Here is a 16,389-nt window from a genome sequence, read left to right as displayed (position 1 = left end):
ACATGGCGTTTACTATCGTTCATGTCCGGTAGTCCTGACATGCGTTTTATGTAAGGCTTGTGGTCGAGATGTGCATAATCGGCATTCTCTACAGGCTCTTCTTGTATTCGCGGCCGCAGCGGTTCTGTTCCTTCATGCAGGCAATGAAGTCTTCCAGCGTGACGCCTTTCGGACGATAGGCCCACTCCGTGGCCGTGAGCACCTTCTGACCCATGGCTTCAAATTCGCTTTCGTCGACTTCAATGTCATCGAAGCAGACGGGGAAGCCCATCTTTGCATTAAAGGCCATGATGGCGTCACGTTCCTCGTACTTTTTTTCAAAGGTAAGCAGGCAGAGCACACCGAGAGACACGATTTCGCCGTGCAGATGCTTGTGGCCGTTTTTGGTGACGGTGGCTCCATAGTACACGCAATGCGCGAGAGAGGAGTTGTAATAGTATTCCGGGGTGTGCGTGGTCATGTTGGAAACGATGCCCGTGGAAATGATGATGTCCAGAGTCACCTGCTCCAGTTCATGTGAAGGCTTTTTGGCTCGGCAGGCTTCCAGCGCCTTGGCGCCGAAAGCGATCAGCGGCTTCGTGCACACATGAGAAAGCTGGACGCCCATGAGAGGCGTATGGCTGAGAGTCACGTCCCGGCTGGAGAATACGGCTTCGCATTCCTTGGACAGGGCGTCGCCTATGCCCGCCCAGAGAAGCTGATAGGGGGAATCGGCAATGATGTCGGAGTTGATGAATGTATGGTTGGCAAGCTTGGGATAGTAGTATTCACGGAAGCTGCCGTCAGGATTGTAGATGACGCAGATGGCCGTGACGGATGCGCAGTTGCTGGCAACGGTGGGGAAACAGAACAGCGGCTTGTCCAGCTCATTGGCCACATATTTGCAGGTGTCGCAGGCACGTCCGCCGCCGACGGCAAAGATCATGTCGGCGTTTTTGACGGCTTCGTTTTCCATGAGCATCTGGCCGTTTTCATAGGTGGAATCCCCGCCGAACCACACGAAGTCTGTAATGGTCACGCATGAGCCTTCCACAGCCTTGAGCAGGGCTTCGCGTGCCTTGGACATAGCCGTTTTGCCGCCGATGACGACCGCCGTGCTGCCGAAGTGGCGGGTCACATGGGGTATTTCATTGTAGCAGTCGGAACCGATGGAATAGCTGGGAAGAAACATATTGTAATGAGACATGATGCGCTCCTGTTGATGACATCGGATTTGTAAAGGGAAACGTTTTTCCGAACACCTTCCAGATGTAGTTGCTTAGATGTCTTATGTCAATATTTGTTGTAAGTTATCTTGGGATTTATGGGACAAATTGTTTGGGAAAGAGGCGTGGAAAAGAACAGGATATGGTTGTATCCGACAGGAAGGTTGACAGCAAAAGGCGCTGACGAGGTCAGACAGGAAAGAAAGGAATTTCTGAGATGCATGGTCGGGAGGGGAGATGTTTTGAGAAGCGGTGAGCTCTTTTGCCGGAAGGAAAGCTCTGGACGGGGGCATGCCGGAAAAGCTGCGTGGTGTCGAGCGGACGGAGGCGATGATCGCTGCAGTCTGAAAACGGAAAAGGCAGGGACGTGCATTAAAAAGGCCGACGCCATTGAAGGCTCCGGCAATGTCGGCAGAAGGAGAGCTGATTATCAGCGGATCAGATACGTCAGGGCTTTCAAATTCCGAGAGCCTGAGGATGACTTGAGAGAGCACAGCAGGAATAGGCTGTGCTTCTGTGGGGCCGTGTGCAGATCAAACGCGGCCTCGGCTACCGAAAGGTGGGCTCAAGCTCGCTTGCAGTGTCGGAAGCAAAAAGCGTCTTTTTAAGAGCCTTGCATGCCGGATCCGTCTTCCCTGCTGAAAATGACTATCGGATGACCGGGATTTTTTCCAGAGGACTTACCAGTATGCAGGCGGTCAGGTATCCCGTATTTTATAGGCAGGAGGCCTTGCGTATCTCGAAGCTGAGCATATGATGAGGGGGACTGAGAGCCTCTTGCAGAAGGGAAGGAATCTGCTCGGGCAAAGCCGGGAGCAGACGCCTGTGTCATGACGGCAGGAGAGCTCGGGGACCGACAACGCGCGACACTTAGCCGTCGGTGCGGCGGATGCTGAAGGCGTGCCGAAAACATAACAGAAAAGGCTCCGTCGAAAGACGAAGCCTTTTCTTACAGTCGTATGGTGGAGATGAAGAGATTTGAACTCTCGACCCCTGCCTTGCGAAGGCAATGCTCTCCCAGCTGAGCTACATCCCCATAGTCGGTGTCTCACCAACGGGAGGAACTTTAGATAAGCCCGCTGTGATTGTCAAGCATTATTTGCAGCAACACGCAACTTATCCGACAGACACCGCAGAGGAACGCGGGATCCTGACCCGCTCAGCCTGTGCTCAGGCCGTAATGTCGGAAGGGGAAGCTCCCTGGCAGGACCGGCAGTACAGGGCCAGCTCGTGAAGTTCTTCAGGCACATCAAGTTTATGTTCGGAGCATGCTGCATGGTTCTCCGGGAACATAAAAGGAGCATCTGGTATCGCCTGAGGAGCCGTGCTTCCGTCCAGCGCGCGACATGCTGCGAGAGCGGTTTTTTTTGCGGAGGCCATGGATTGAAGCGCCCCTTGAAGCTTTTGATTTTTGACGCAGGTACCTGCGGCAAAAAGGTTGTCTCGCACTTTTCCGTCGGCATCCGTCGGCAGAACTGCGCCTTTTCCGCATGCGCAGAGGATGAGATCGTATTCTTTGCACAATGCATCGAGCATGGTCTGTCCTACGGGATGGGAGCATTGGAACTCAATGCCCGACAGAGTAAGCATGGCCAGGGTTTTTTCCACGATGTCGACCGGGACGGCCGGAGAGGGCGCAGCCGGAGTCGAACTTGACTCCTGCACAGGTTCGCGCAGAAGAGTCATGCCCGGAGAAGGCGCGGCTTCAAGCACGGTGACAGCGTGTCCGTGCTCCCGAAGCGTCCATGCCGCCTGAAGACCGGCAGGACCTGAGCCGATGACAAGGGCCGTCTTTCCAGAGGAAGGCGGCTGTTCGGGCGTTGCATACAGAATATCGGGACAGATATGCTCCAGGTGACGCAGAAGAGCAGAAAAGGTATTTTTTTCAGCGCTATGCGGACAGGCTGTTCTTGCCGCTGGATCGCCAAGAGCGGACAGAATGCCGCCGAAGGGGGTGGCTCGACGGAGCGCAATGCAGGCCTCGTATGCCTTGCCGGCACGTACAAGACTGAACAGAAGGCCGTAGTTTATGTTGAACGGAGAGGCGGTCCGGCAGGGGAGAGAAAGGGGCGTGCCGTCGTGCTGCGGATCGGAAGGAAGGGAAACGTCAGTGGAAGAGGTATTCATGGCGGTGAAGATTCTCCTCGAGACATGGAAAGGGCACGGAGTGCGCGCCGGAAAGATATCGGATGTGCCGCAGATGTTCCGCGGTCTGCATAAGGTTCGTTGCGTTGCGGATCAACGTCTGCACTTAGAGCCTAAACTCTGCTTCCGTCAAGATGTCGAGGCGAAAAAAGATTTCTTTTGTCAGAAAGAGGAGCCATGAAGGCTTTCATAATCTCAGAACGGGGATTTTCCGGCTTGTGCGCCATCTGACAGTCTTTTCTGTGGTTTTTGTGAAAAAAAACGAGTGAATTTAATGTATTGCACAGAACTGTGAGAGGCTCCGACCTGTGCAGCTTTGGAATGAAACGCGTGGATGCCTGGGAAAATCAGGACTGGCTCATTGTGTTTTTTTTATTCCTGCGTAATTTTTAAGGCAAACTTGGAGGTTTTCCATGTCGAAAAAAACGTTTCTGGGTATTTGCGGTTCTCTCAGAGCTGCTTCGAGAAACATGGGGCTGATCCGCTGTGCCAAAGAAGTGATGCCGGAAGAAGCGTTGCTTGAAATTGCCGACATTTCCGAACTTCCTTTTTATGCGGAGGACAGGGAGAAGACGGCAGCCGTCAGCAGATTCATCGAGCAGGTCAGAAATGCAGATGGCTTCGTGCTGGCTGTGCCGGAATATAACTACTCCGTGGCGCCTGCACTGAAGAACGCACTTGACTGGGCCTCGCGGGAAAAGGGGGACATTTTTGCGGGCAAGCCCGCCGCCATGCTTGGTGCGGGCGGAGGCATGGGCACGTCGCGGGCGCAGTATCATTTGCGCCAGATCTGCGTGTATCTTGATCTTCGCGTGCTGAACAGGCCGGAAGTGTTTGCCAATGCCTTTTCCGATGCGTTTGCGGAAAACGGAGATGTGGCCGATACGGAAGAAGGGAAAAAGCTGCGCGCGAAAGTGGCCGCGCAGATGAAGGCGCTTTGTGAGGCGCGATAATGCGCAGTCGGATGCACTTCATTTTCGCCGGAGAAGTAATTTCTGACAGGAGTGAGATCTCCGGCTTTTTTTGCTGCTTTCCCGTCGAATACAGACAATCCGTCTGAAATACGGCAGGACATGAGCTGCTGTTTTCGCGACAGGAGGTATCGCGTGATGTCCTCCAGTCGCGGCGCGGCGTTCATTCTGGCAGGTTCTGTTTGCCGCATATGGACACTATGTCGATGCGCATGACAGCCGTGGCGTTCAGCATACCGTCCGGGACGGGCAGTGTGCAGCGACTTTCATACTTGTGGGCCAGCGCCGCCAGCGCTGCCTGTTTTTCTTCCCGGTTGTCGACAAGCGAGGCTGTGCCTTCTCCGCATATGCTGCGGTAGCGGGTTGTTGCCTTCTCCCGGTCGATCTCGAGCACTTCGTGCACACAAAAACCTGTGCCCGGGGCGACGTTCAGACAATCCAGCTTGCGTCCGTCCTTTGCACAGTGGACGTACAGAGCGCCGTTCAGGAACACGAAGTTGACAGGAATGACATAGGGGAAGCCTTCGGCCTGGAATGCCAGACTCATGACTTCGGCCCGCTGAAGCAGATCGGAAAAAAATGAGGGATCGTTGCGTTCTCGGTCTTTGCGTCTCATGATGTTCTCCTGAAAAATGTCGAGTTATGCGGCGTAGTGGGGGAATGTCCTGTTTTTAAAAGAACGGTGCCTTGTTGTCAATGCATGCACTATGTCGACATTTGCGTCGACAAGGTTTCATCGGAGGGAAAGAGTTCTGCCTGACGGCAGTGCGCATGCAGGGGGTCGCTTTTGTCATGTCTCCGGGAATGCCCCGGCCTCTCCCTGGCGGAGCCGGGGAATGCTGAAAAACTTGAAGTTATGGTTTAATGCTGCAGAAGCAGGAGCGCGGTATGCCGAAACAGCAGACCTGCAGACGTAGGCGGGCACTCCTGGAAACGCAGCATCAGGAGGAGAGATCGTATGATCGGAGCTCTGATCGGTGATATTGCGGGATCCCGTTTTGAAAGACACAACTGCAAGAGTCGTGACTTTGCATTTCTGACCCCGGCGTGTCACCTGACGGACGACAGCGTCATGACGCTGGCTGTGGCTCATGCCATACTGGAAAGTGACGGTGACAGAGAGTCGCTTTCGCGGCAGGCCGTGGAGGCCATGCAGCGTTTCGGCAGGCGCTGGGCGAAGGGCTGCTACGGAGGGCGTTTTACCCGCTGGCTTTACAGCGAGCACCCGCAGCCGTACGGCAGCTACGGCAACGGCTCGGCCATGCGCGTGGGTCCCTGCGCGTGGGCGGCGGAATCGCTGGAAGACGCTCTGGACATGGCAAGACGTGTCACCATGGTTACGCATGATCATCCTGAAGGGCTGCGGGGAGCAGAGGCCGTGACGGCAGTCATATGGTTTGCCAGACAGGGAGAAAATCTGGAAACCATACGAAAGCGCGTGGAGGCATCCTGGTACAGGCTGGACTTTACGCTGGATGAGATCCGCGACACCTATGCCTGGGAAGTCAGCTGTCAGGGCTCCGTGCCGCAGGCCATTGAAGCATTTCTTGAGGCGGACAGCGTCGAGAGCGCCGTACGCAACGCCGTTTCCATAGGTGGGGACAGTGATACCATTGCCGCCATGGCGGCAAGCATGGCCGAGGCAAGGTTCGGAGTGCCCGAAACGCTCCGGGAGCGTATTCTTGCATTTCTGGAGCCGGAACTTGCCGAGGTCGTGGCCCGCTTTGAAGAGCGTTTTCCCGAAAGCCGCGTATTGTCGAAAAGCTGATGTGTCCTGCAGGAAGACTGTCCCGCGGAATACTGTGAAACAGCGGAGAACAGCCTGTCAGGCCCGCAGATAAAGCCCCGGACGAAGATCCTCGAGCTCGCAGTAAAGAATGCCCTCCGTGCCCGGATTGAGACGGTCCGTCAGCTCTCCTCTATGATTTTCCAGCGTATAGGAGCCGGACTTCAGGCATGGCCTTTTCATGCCGGGGAGAAGCAGAACGGCATCGTCATGGATGTTCCACGGCGCACGGACCTGAATGCGCCAGCCTCCATGTCCGGCCGGTTCCAGAATACGGGCCGCCACGGGGCGGGCTCTGAAGTCACGGGGGCGTTCTTCCGTCAGGCGTTCAGGCAGGAAGAAACCGGAACAGAGCGGTCGCGAAGCCGTATGAAAAAGTTCTTCGACAAGAGCGTCTGCGGAAGGGGCATTCATGTCGGCAGGGCCGTCCGATGCCGCAATATTCAGCGCCGTGCGGTATACGTCGGTCACCTGAGCGACGTAGCCGCCGCTTTTGGTGCGTCCTTCCAGCTTGAGCGCGGTCGGTCCCATGCGGACGATGTCGCGTATCCACCGGACGAGACACAAATCCATGGGAGCCCACATAGCACTGAAGTCTTCACCCTGTGTGACGGTCAGAAAGGGGCCGTCGTGCCTGACAGCCTCTTCGACGGTAAGGGAAAGTCCCCGGTATTCAAAGCGGCAGGGCTGTGTGCAGAGTCCGAGATTGGCCGGTCTTTGGTTGACCCATGCGGAAATGAGGCAGTGCCCGGAAAGGGAAAGGCACATGGCTCCGTGAACGAACACCTCAAAGTTCATGGACGGAAAACGTCGGATGAGTTCAGTCATGGCGTCCCTGCCGAGCTCCCGCGCCAGATTGATGCGGCGTACGCCGTTTTCCTGCCAGAATTCCACGGCTGAGGCATTGACGGAATGAGCCTGTGTGGAAAGATGCAGCTCAATGGAAGGACAGAGCTTTCGGGAGAGATGGATAACGCCCGGATCAGCTGCGATGAGTCCGTCGACACCGAGGTCCGGCAGGATTTCAAGCTGTTCCTCCACCAGAGGAAGCTGCTTGTCAAAGGGCATTGCGTTCAGACAGTAGTAGACGCGGACGCCGGAGCGGTGTGCAAACGTTACGGCATCTTCCAGCGCCTTGCCGTCAAAGCCCCGGCATTTTGCACGAAGAGAAAGGGCGCTTCCTCCAAGATATACGGCGTCGGCTCCATAGAGTATTGCGGCTTCAAGCTGCTCCCGGCCTCCGGCCGGGGCGAGCAGTTCCGGTAGAAATTGTTCCGTCATGGCATGAAAGATGGGTAAAGGTTGCAGGAAAACAGCATCGTCCATGCAGGTTAGGTATCGTTCCTTTTGGGGAAAGACAAGCACTGCATGCTGGACAAAAGCTGTTCCTGTGCTTAATTATGGCCCTTGCCGCAGGGACGGCAAGGGAGAATTTTTATGAAGTATATTCAGACAGTTCTTTTTTCTGTGCTGTTTGTTTTTTTCGGGACGGCGTCCGCTTTCGCGGCGGGAGCCTTCGGTGTGGAACTCGGAGCCGAACTGAGCCGGTACGAACACGGGGCGCAGCCCGTCTCCGAACGATGGCAGCTCAAGATGTACGAGATTACGCCTCCGTCGCCTGATTCCCGTTTTGATACCTATGCGGTGGATACCTTCCAGGGCAGGATCATACGCATCATGGCTTCTTCCCCTGATGATCCCAGCGAGAACGGGGCTTCGACGCTCGAGGTTCTGGAAAGTCTGAAGGATGAGCTGATGAGGAAGTACGGAGAGCCGTCGCTGAATCTGGAAGACATCGAGGATGCCGGCGACGACCTGCGCGGTTATCTGGCCGACGAGGGCGGTCTGGAAGTGCTTGAGTGGAATTTTTCCGGGGCCGGGAACGATGCGGACAGGCCCGGGGCAGCGTACGTTTTTCTTGCCGGTTCCGAGACGGATTCCGGGAAGCAGTCCACCTATTGCACAGTCTATCTTGAGAGCGAGGAATACCCCTCCGTCAGCGATCAGGCGTCGCAGATGGAACAGAGCGACGAGGCGGGACAGGCGGAACCGTCTGAATGATGTCGGAGCGATATGCCTGCGTTCCATGAATTTTGAGAGGAATTGCCATGAAAAGAAGTGCTGCCGAAATACGTCGTGCCTGGGGCTGTCTGCTCGGACAGATAGCCGGAGATTCTCTGGGCAGTCAGGTGGAGTTCAAGGACGAGGAAAAGGTGAGGGCTCTTTATCCTGCGGGCATGGATGAGCTTGAGGGAAGCCTTTTGTACCGTACGCTGCCCGGTCAGCCTACGGATGATTCGGAAATGGCGCTGGCCCTGGCCAGAACGCTTGCAAAGGACGGAGCTTTTTGCGCCGATCATGTGTTTGCCGCCTACAAGAGCTGGCTCGGCAGTCATCCCGTGGACTTCGCGCATTCGGTCTTCCGTGCGCTGCACGGCAGACCCGATGCCCGAAGTGAATCCAACTGCGGACTCATGCGTGCCAGTCCGCTCGGCGTGTTCGGCACGCGCTTTGTGCCGGAAGCGGCGCTTCCGTGCGATGACGGAGGAGAGCCCGACATGAAGGCCATGGCTGCTGACGATGGCATGAAGTCTCTGGCCCGCATGGCCATGGACGATGCGGCGCTGACGAATCCGCATCCTTTGTGCCGAGCTGCCGGCGCCGCGTATGTTTCTGCCCTTGCCTACGGTATACGGAGCGGCTCCAGAAAGGGTATGTGGAAGGCGGCCATGGCAGTGGCGGAGTTTCTGCCGGTCTGGTGTGAGGATATTCCTGAATCAGAGGCGGAACGGGTGAGAGTATGCCTTGAGCGGGCGGACAAGGAGCGTCCTGAGGACTATCAGAGTGAGATGAGCCATCTGCTCATCACGCTGCAGAACGGTTTCTGGCAGCTTCTTCATGCTGCCGATGCCGGGGCGGGCGTACGCGATACCGTCATGAAGGGCGGTGATGCCGCAGCCAACGGCGCGGTTGCCGGGGCGCTTCTCGGAGCGGCGCTGGACATTGATTCCTTTCCGCAGCAATGGGCGGACGCCGTGCTTGCCTGTCGTCCGGCTTTCGATCGCGAAGATGTGCCTCAGCCTCGCCCTGAAAGCTGCTGGCCGCTTGACTTCATGCCGCTGGCGGAACGTCTGCTGGGCTGAACGGTCGCTTCATGGGACAAAGAAAAAGCGGTTTTTCAATAAACCGCTTTTTTTGTCCCCGAGGGCAGTGTTTTTTCATGACTGCGCAGTCTAAGGCAGGGCGTTCCTGTTCATGACACGGTTGAAAAATTCCTGCAGCACGGAAACGAGGCGCGCATGAACGGCTTCGCGTGTTTCATCATCGACGCTGTTGCAAAGAGAAGCCAGAGGCCCTGCGGGGTCGGAGTCCGGACAGGATGCCTGAAGAGATGGCGCGTCTGCATGATGCAGCAGCATGTATTCCGGCTTGTTGTTCAGCATGATCGCAAAGCGTTCCGCCTGCTCGGACGGTCTGTTCCAGCGCTCCGTTTCAGCGCCGATGAAAAGACAGGGAATGCGAACGGCAGAAAGACTTTCTTCGTTGAAAAGCATGGAAAAGCCGGGAGAGACAAAAGCCATGGCCCGGAAGCGCCCGTCAGCTACGGGACTGTCATGGGAGAGCGGAGGCAGAAGCGGCAATGCCACAGGGGGCGCAGGAATGCCGCGGGCCTTGGCAAGACGCATCTGACGCTGATGGCTGCGCGCCACTGCGTCGGAGAGGCGTCGGAAAAGTTGTTCTCTGGCTGCCACGGCGGTATGCATCATGACGGTTTTTTCTTCTCGCTCCAGCGTACGATTCTTCATGCCGGCCACAAGCTCGTCCATTTTGCTCGCAAGAAAGGGCGAGCACCAGGGACTGTCGCTAGGGCGCAGAAGCGCGCGTACATCCGGAGACAATGCTTCATCAGCCATGGCCGGTGATACGAAAAAGTTCTGAATCGTTCCCCGGTTTAATCCGTCTGTCCTGTCGTTTTCCGCACGGGGCTTCGGCGGAACGGCCTGCGGAAGGGAAATGGGCGGAACAGCATTGTCCGGCCGGATGTCGGGCAGAACGGGAGCGGACGAAGAGATGTCGGACGAAGACGCCTGCGAGGGCCGTTCATCGGGAAGGTCCAGCGGATTTTCGAGACTGTCCTGCTCCTGTTCCCTCGACAGGCAGAATCCCGGCCAGGCATCAGGCGTCATTTGTCCGCCTGCCAGAAGCAGTCCCGCAGACGCCGGCATGCCGAACCCGAGAAAGGCAATGCGTGACGCGTCCGCCTGTTTTCCTATCTGCGGATGCTCGAGCACGACATCCAGTGCGGCTCTGAGCTGCAGAGCGCGGACAGGCAGCTCTCTGTCGGAAAAAAGCAGCGTCATGTCCTCGCCGTTGTCGTGATCATGGGTGGGGGCTGCCACAATGAAACCGCGGGCAGCCAGTGCCGCCGCAATATCATGATGCGCCCAGGCCGATCCCGTGACGTCATGAGAAAGAATGATGACCGGCCACGGACCTTCCATGACGGGGGCATTGCGTGCGGCTCGGAAACTCCAGTCTCCGACCTTTACCGTGCCGGCCTTGCGCCTTGTGGGATACCAGACTCCCATGTGTATCATGAGCCTCTGGGCGGGAAGACTTGAGGAGAGTGTCCGGTACCCGGCGTATATGGTCTGATTTTTCTGCCTGGCTTCGGCGCAGGGCGCAAGCAGAGATACTGTCAGAACGCACAGCATGATGTGTCGGATCAGACGACCCGTGACGGACAGAATCGGAGCGGAGAAAAACCGTGTCATGCGCGCAGCCACGCCGGAGCCGTGTCTTGCTTTACGCTTCGGGATTTTCACGGGGAGCGGCAAAGTCCACGGCTGCTCCGCGTTCTTCTTCGGGTTCGGCGGCCTTCACTTCGTTCCAGAGTTCATCCTTTTCGTCCAGGCTGAGGGATTTGAAGTCAAGTCCGCGTTCACGGGCAAGACTTTCCATGGCTTCAAAGCGGGATCTGAACCGATTGGCGGCAAAGTCCACGGCGGAGCCGGCCTTGACGCCCATGCGGCGACCCAGCTCCACGAGGGTGAAGATCATGTCGCCGAGTTCGTGTTCCTTGGCCGCATCACTGCCCGAGGCTCTGGCATCGAGCAGTTCCAGCCATTCCGCTTCCACCTGGCGTTCCACTTCTTCGTCGTCGTCCCAGGTGAATCCCGCACCCGCAGCCTTGGCGTGCAGACGATATGCCTTGGTGAGAGGCGGCAGTCCAGAGGGAACGGAGGAAAGAGTGCCCTTTGATTCGGCGCTCTCTGCTTCCTTTTCCGCTTTCTTGATGGCTGCCCAGTTCTTCATGAGCTCGTCCATGCTCTCACAGTGATTTTCTCCGAAAACATGGGGGTGACGGCGGACCATTTTATCGGCCCCCATCTTCAGCGCGTCACCGAGAGAAAACTGTCCGGCAAGCTCAAAGCGGCGGGCCATGAGCAGAAGCACGAAGAGCAGGTCGCCCATTTCATCACAGGCATGGCCGGGCTTGCCGGAACGTATGGCGTCCACCAGCTCATGACACTCTTCGATAAGATATTCGCACATGGAGACAGGGGTTTGTTCTTTGTCCCACGGACAGCCCTTTTCAGGGTCGATGAGCTGGTTGATGACGTTTTGAAAACGAAGAAGCTGTTCCTGCTCGTTCATGATGAACTCCGTTTGAAGAAGCGCGAAAGTTACAGTTGAGGAATGTGGAGATCGAGAGAGCCGGCAATGGCCTGTATGAACCGCATGAGCGGGGGCAGTACCTGCGAGTGTCTGACCACGTCCACGTCCGGCAGCAGGCGGATGGCGATGTAGCCGATGACGCCGGCAAAAAGCAGTCCCTTGGCCAGACCGGCAAGCAGACCGAGCATTCGGTCAATGCCGCCGGCAAAGGCGGATTCAAGCATGTTGTGGAGCGCATGGGCCGCCAGACCGACCACAAGAATGCCCGCCACGAACAGCAGAGCCATGGAAAGCATGGGGGCAAAGCCGGCGGAAACACCATACTGGGTAAGCACGGGGGCAAACTGGGCACTGAACGTGCGGGCAAGCACGATGCCGGCAGCAACGCCGAGCAGTCCGGCAACCTCCTGAACGAGCCCCCGTATCAGCCCCTTGACGCTGAAGAAAAGCAGAATGATCAGCAGGGCGGTATCAAGCAGATTGATTTGAAACATGGAACCTCGACAATTCCTGAAGGAAGGTGTCTGGGTATTGTAGAGAAACCGGCGATACTGTCAAGAAAAAGCAGGGAGGCCTTCTTCCTGAAGCGCTGGGGGCGTCTGGCGGGCGCTTTTTTGCTGACCGCTTCCTCATCTTGCCTAAATGGATAAAAGAGGGGAAAATGAAGAGCGTTTCGAAAGGGAACTGCTTTCGGATGGAAACATTCAAGGAGATAACAAATGAAAGAAACTTTGCAGGATATCAAGACTCGTCGCAGTTGCCGCAAATTTCAGTCCCGCCAGATCGCCGAGGACGAACTGAATGCCATTCTTGAGGCTGGAACCTGGGCTCCTACCGGCCACGGCTATCAGTCTCCCGTCATGGTGGTGGTACAGGACAGGGACGTCATTGAGAAGCTTTCCAAAATGAACGCCGCCATTCTCGGTGTGGACAGCGATCCTTTCTATGGTGCCCCTACGGTAGTCATCGTGCTTGCCGACAGAAGCCGTCCGACCTTCAAAGAGGACGGTGCTCTTGTCATGGGCAATCTCATGCTTGCCGCGCACGCTACGGGCGTAGGGTCATGCTGGATTCATCGCGCGAAAGAGACGTTTGAGACCGAAGAAGGAAAGGCTCTGCTCAAAAGTTGGGGAATTGAGGGCGATTACGTCGGCGTGGGGCATTGCGCTCTCGGCTATGCCGCTGAAGGTGGCGAAGCGCCTGCAAAGCCGCGCAAGGAGCATTACATTATCCGTGTATAGAACTGGAGCAGCCTGAAAAAGCGAGGCATATCGGAACAAAAAGATGCCGGCTTGCCTTTTTTCCTGACGGACGTTAGAGAACATCCTGAAAATGAAGGCTGTTTTATGATGGTTCCAGGGCAAGGATGCCCGGTTTTCTGATTCGGTCCGACCTCGCCATGGGGTCCGGTTTTTTGTGCGGGATTGTCGGAACCGTGCCTGAAGAAAACATGAAGCGGCTTTTCTTCGGAAAGGCCGCTTTTTTTTGAGGCGGAAGCGCATTGCTGCCGCCGTGTTCGGAGAAAACATGAGTGAGTCTCGTCTTGGGACGGTAGGCATCGTCGTGGATGACCTCGAAAGCACGTCTCTCATCAATGCCATTCTGCATCAGTATGCTGATATCATTGTCGGAAGACTGGGAATCCCGTATCGCAGTCGGGGTGTTTCCATCATCGCGCTTGCCGTGGACGGAAGCATGGACGCCATTTCCGGCATGACGGGACGCCTGGGCAAGCTGCCGGGCGTATCCGTCAAGGCTGCTATTTCCAGGCGGTGAGCGTATGAATCTTCAGCAATGTCTTGACGTAGTTCAGACACTTTTCGAGGGAAGACTTCCGCAGGCTTCGGAGCTTTCTTCTTTTATAGATGCATGTGCCCCTGATGCGTTTTCCGGTCCCGTGCCTGCCGAAGCAGCAGCAATGGAATCCTCGTTTCTGGCGGAGGCCGGTCTTTCGGAACGCGTGTTTGAGCCCGCTCCCAAGGAGAATTCTCTCTCGCCTGATGATGCGCGCCATCTGCGCGACGTTTTGTTCAATTGCGCCCGGCGCAGAGCGCAGGAACATTTCGGCAACAGGATTTATATTCGCGGACTTATTGAAATATCAAATATTTGTCGCCAGAATTGCCGCTATTGCGGCATACGTGCCGGCAATGCTCAGGCGGAACGCTACAGGCTTTCTCCCGAACAGATTCTGGAATGCTGCGAACATGGCTACGGACTGGGATTCCGAACGTTTGTTCTTCAGGGGGGAGAGGATGCCTGGTTTACGGACGAACGGCTCGCAGATCTTCTGAGACGCATCAAGTCATCCTGGCCCGACTGTGCGGTGACGCTTTCTGTTGGAGAACGCTCCCTTGCCTCCTATGGTCTTCTTCGTCAGGCCGGGGCAGATCGTTTTCTTCTTCGGCATGAAACGGCCGATCCTGTCCATTACGCCAAGCTGCATCCGGCAGCGCAGTCCTGGCAGAATCGTATGAACTGCCTTCGCGCTCTCAAGGCGTGCGGTTATCAGACCGGGGCCGGATTCATGGTCGGCTCTCCGTGGCAGACCACGGATTGTCTTGTGGAGGATCTGCTTTTTCTGCGGGACTTTCAGCCGGAGATGGTGGGCATAGGACCGTTCATCCCCCATGCACAGACGCCTTTTGCCGGATTTCCGTCCGGAAGCGTGGAAAGAACGCTCGTCATGGTGGCCATGACAAGACTTATGCTGCCTTTTGCCATGCTTCCCGCTACGACGGCGTTGGGAACGGCCGCAGGGGACGGTCGGGAGCGAGGCATTCTTGCCGGAGCAAACGTGCTCATGCCCAACCTCTCTCCCAGAGAGGCCCGGGCCCGTTATCGTCTTTACAACAACAAGTTGTCGGAAGGGGCGGAATGCGCCGACAACATCAGGGAGCTCAGGAAGCGTATTCAGGCTACAGGCTACGAGATCGTCGTCGACAGAGGCGATTTCAAATCCTGCTGAATCGGTTTCGGAGCATGGGCATTCAAGGAGATTGTCATGTCTGACACCATTAATGATACGCCCCGTTCCGGGCGTCTGCACATAGGCATTTACGGCAGGCGCAACGCGGGCAAGTCTTCTCTCATCAACGCCATTACGGGGCATGAGACCGCCATCGTTTCCGATACGGCGGGAACGACGACCGATCCGGTTTACAAGTCCATGGAAATTCACGGCCTCGGTCCCTGCGTGCTCATAGATACGGCCGGCTTTGACGACAGCGGTCCCATGGGAAAACTCAGAGTGGAGAAAACCCGCCTTGCGCTGGAAAAGACGGACATGGCGCTGCTCGTGCTTGCCGATGACGCCGATTTTTCCTCGGAAAAGGAGTGGGCAGCGTCCCTGAGGGCCAGGAAAACGCCGTTCATCGTGGTTCTCAACAAAATTGATGAACATGACGCTTCCGAACTTGAGGCCATGCGTACCCGTCTGGCCGACGAGCTTGGACAGGAACCGGTACTTGTCAGTGCCAGAGAAGGAACGAACATGGCCGCTTTGCGCGAGGCCATGCTGCGTCTTGTGCCTGCAGACTGGGGCAAGCTGGAGCTTACCGGCAGACTCTGCGGCGAAGGGGACGTGGTCATGCTTGTCATGCCGCAGGACATACAGGCTCCGCAGGGCCGTCTTATTCTGCCGCAGGTACAGGTTACCCGCGAACTTCTGGACAAGAAGTGCATCGTTGCCAGCTGCACGGCAGACAAGATTGCTCAGACGCTGAAGGCACTTTCTCAGCCCCCGCATCTTATCATTACCGACTCTCAGGTGTTCGGCGAGGTATGGAAGCTCAAGCCTGAACAAAGCCTGCTTACGTCCTTTTCCATTCTTATGGCTGGTTACAAGGGAGATATCGAGGAGTTCCTCAGAGGCGCGGAAGCCATTGACCGCCTGACGCCGCATTCCCGCGTACTCATTGCCGAAGCCTGTACGCATGTTCCCCTTGCTGAGGATATCGGTCGGGAGAAGATCCCCAGTCGTCTGAGGGCACGTTTCGGAGATACGATTGAGGTTCAGGTGGTGAGCGGGACTGATTTTCCGGCGGATCTCACTGCATATGATCTTGTCATTCATTGCGGAGCCTGCATGTTCAATCGTACCTATATGCTCTCCCGCATAGAAAAGGCGAGGGCTCAAGGAGTCCCCATATGCAACTATGGCGTGGCTCTGGCCAAGCTTACGGGTATTCTGGACAAGGTTGTTCATGCCTGAGATGCCAGGGGGCGGTCGGAAAAGAGAAGAATGTACGGATTGTCGTCGACTGCATCGTACGGCCTCTGATGAGAACGGGATATGTCTTCCCGAGACGGGAAAAGAATAAAGGCATATTTTTTCTCAAAAACGGGAAAGAAAATGCTTGCCTTTTGAAGAATGTCCGGCTATATTCCCCTTCGTTGTCGGGATGTGGCTCAGTTTGGTAGAGTACAGCGTTCGGGACGCTGGGGTCGCTGGTTCAAATCCTGCCATCCCGACCAGATTAAAGCAGAAAGCCTCATAAGGAATTATAAATCCTTATGAGGCTTTATTTTTAAGCCTTCAGGCAGTTGAGGGAGCGGAAGCGACCGAAGCAGAAAACCACCCGCTAAGCGGGTGGACCACAAA

General features: G+C 56.3%; 16 protein-coding genes and 2 tRNA genes. 10 read left to right on the top strand and 8 right to left on the bottom strand.

Annotation, left to right across the window (positions count from 1 at the left end; genetic code table 11):
- Positions 1 to 88 precede the first annotated feature (88 nt).
- The 3 genes from Q0J81_RS04555 to Q0J81_RS04545 all read right to left on the bottom strand — a co-directional run bounded on the left by Q0J81_RS04555 (position 89) and on the right by Q0J81_RS04545 (position 3,332).
- Complete coding sequence (locus Q0J81_RS04555; protein ID WP_294446251.1) at positions 89 to 1,186, bottom strand: iron-containing alcohol dehydrogenase family protein; 1,098 nt, start codon at positions 1,184 to 1,186, stop codon at positions 89 to 91.
- 979 nt (positions 1,187 to 2,165) lie between these two features.
- Positions 2,166 to 2,241 (bottom strand) — tRNA-Ala (locus Q0J81_RS04550).
- Between the two features lie 134 nt (positions 2,242 to 2,375).
- On the bottom strand, positions 2,376 to 3,332 hold the full coding sequence (locus Q0J81_RS04545; protein WP_294446250.1) for an NAD(P)-binding protein: 957 nt from the start codon (positions 3,330 to 3,332) through the stop codon (positions 2,376 to 2,378).
- On the opposite strand from Q0J81_RS04545, the gene Q0J81_RS04540 reads away from it, so the two are divergent.
- Positions 3,331 to 3,531: a hypothetical protein gene (locus Q0J81_RS04540; RefSeq protein WP_294446249.1), complete on the top strand. Its 201-nt coding sequence runs from the start codon at positions 3,331 to 3,333 to the stop codon at positions 3,529 to 3,531. The two genes, Q0J81_RS04545 and Q0J81_RS04540, sit on opposite strands and share 2 nt — an antisense overlap.
- A gap of 232 nt (positions 3,532 to 3,763) precedes the next feature.
- The gene (locus Q0J81_RS04535; RefSeq protein ID WP_294446248.1) at positions 3,764 to 4,303 is read left to right on the top strand and encodes an NADPH-dependent FMN reductase; all 540 of its coding nucleotides are present in this window, start codon (positions 3,764 to 3,766) and stop codon (positions 4,301 to 4,303) included.
- 181 nt (positions 4,304 to 4,484) lie between these two features.
- Here the strand turns inward: Q0J81_RS04535 and Q0J81_RS04530 are convergent, their stop codons facing one another.
- A complete protein-coding gene (locus Q0J81_RS04530) occupies positions 4,485 to 4,937 on the bottom strand; it encodes a pyridoxamine 5'-phosphate oxidase family protein (RefSeq protein ID WP_294446246.1) in 453 nt (150 codons plus the stop codon).
- A gap of 342 nt (positions 4,938 to 5,279) precedes the next feature.
- On the opposite strand from Q0J81_RS04530, the gene Q0J81_RS04525 reads away from it, so the two are divergent.
- Positions 5,280 to 6,089, top strand: coding sequence for an ADP-ribosylglycohydrolase family protein (locus Q0J81_RS04525; protein WP_294446245.1), 810 nt, complete (start codon positions 5,280 to 5,282; stop codon positions 6,087 to 6,089).
- 57 nt (positions 6,090 to 6,146) lie between these two features.
- On the opposite strand, the gene Q0J81_RS04520 is transcribed toward Q0J81_RS04525, so the two are convergent.
- A complete protein-coding gene (locus tag Q0J81_RS04520; protein ID WP_294446244.1) occupies positions 6,147 to 7,433 on the bottom strand; it encodes a peptidase U32 family protein in 1,287 nt (428 codons plus the stop codon).
- Positions 7,434 to 7,628: 195 nt separating this feature from the next.
- Here Q0J81_RS04520 and Q0J81_RS04515 point away from each other — a divergent pair, with 195 nt between their 5' ends.
- A complete protein-coding gene (locus tag Q0J81_RS04515; protein ID WP_294446243.1) occupies positions 7,629 to 8,168 on the top strand; it encodes a hypothetical protein in 540 nt (179 codons plus the stop codon).
- A gap of 47 nt (positions 8,169 to 8,215) precedes the next feature.
- Positions 8,216 to 9,250 carry an ADP-ribosylglycohydrolase family protein gene (locus tag Q0J81_RS04510; protein WP_294446242.1) on the top strand — a complete coding sequence of 345 codons (1,035 nt, stop codon included), beginning with the start codon at positions 8,216 to 8,218 and terminating at the stop codon, positions 9,248 to 9,250.
- A 90-nt stretch (positions 9,251 to 9,340) separates the two neighbouring features.
- Here the strand turns inward: Q0J81_RS04510 and Q0J81_RS04505 are convergent, their stop codons facing one another.
- The 3 genes from Q0J81_RS04505 to Q0J81_RS04495 form a co-directional block, all read right to left on the bottom strand.
- A complete protein-coding gene (locus Q0J81_RS04505; protein ID WP_294446241.1) occupies positions 9,341 to 10,822 on the bottom strand; it encodes a hypothetical protein in 1,482 nt (493 codons plus the stop codon).
- A 91-nt stretch (positions 10,823 to 10,913) separates the two neighbouring features.
- The gene (mazG, locus tag Q0J81_RS04500; RefSeq protein WP_294446240.1) at positions 10,914 to 11,765 is read right to left on the bottom strand and encodes a nucleoside triphosphate pyrophosphohydrolase; all 852 of its coding nucleotides are present in this window, start codon (positions 11,763 to 11,765) and stop codon (positions 10,914 to 10,916) included.
- 29 nt (positions 11,766 to 11,794) lie between these two features.
- Positions 11,795 to 12,280 (bottom strand): CvpA family protein, encoded by a 486-nt coding sequence (locus tag Q0J81_RS04495; protein ID WP_294446239.1) that lies wholly within the window; start codon positions 12,278 to 12,280, stop codon positions 11,795 to 11,797.
- Positions 12,281 to 12,505: 225 nt separating this feature from the next.
- Between Q0J81_RS04495 and Q0J81_RS04490 the strand changes: the two genes are divergently transcribed.
- The 5 genes from Q0J81_RS04490 (at position 12,506) to Q0J81_RS04470 (ending at position 16,262) form a co-directional block, all read left to right on the top strand.
- Complete coding sequence (locus Q0J81_RS04490; RefSeq protein WP_294446238.1) at positions 12,506 to 13,027, top strand: nitroreductase; 522 nt, start codon at positions 12,506 to 12,508, stop codon at positions 13,025 to 13,027.
- 286 nt (positions 13,028 to 13,313) lie between these two features.
- Positions 13,314 to 13,562 (top strand): TM1266 family iron-only hydrogenase system putative regulator, encoded by a 249-nt coding sequence (locus Q0J81_RS04485; RefSeq protein WP_294446237.1) that lies wholly within the window; start codon positions 13,314 to 13,316, stop codon positions 13,560 to 13,562.
- A 142-nt stretch (positions 13,563 to 13,704) separates the two neighbouring features.
- Entirely contained in the window at positions 13,705 to 14,754 is a 1,050-nt protein-coding gene (gene hydE / locus Q0J81_RS04480; protein WP_294446236.1) for a [FeFe] hydrogenase H-cluster radical SAM maturase HydE, read from the top strand.
- A 36-nt stretch (positions 14,755 to 14,790) separates the two neighbouring features.
- On the top strand, positions 14,791 to 15,999 hold the full coding sequence (hydF, locus tag Q0J81_RS04475) for a [FeFe] hydrogenase H-cluster maturation GTPase HydF (RefSeq protein WP_294446235.1): 1,209 nt from the start codon (positions 14,791 to 14,793) through the stop codon (positions 15,997 to 15,999).
- Positions 16,000 to 16,185: 186 nt separating this feature from the next.
- A tRNA-Pro gene (locus Q0J81_RS04470) sits at positions 16,186 to 16,262 on the top strand.
- Positions 16,263 to 16,389 lie beyond the last annotated feature (127 nt).

The sequence above is a fragment of the uncultured Mailhella sp. genome (assembly GCF_944324575.1).
Taxonomy (GTDB): Bacteria; Desulfobacterota; Desulfovibrionia; order Desulfovibrionales; family Desulfovibrionaceae; genus Mailhella.
The sequence above is the reverse complement of the archived record's forward strand: the minus strand, read 5'-3'. Positions and strand labels throughout refer to the sequence as shown.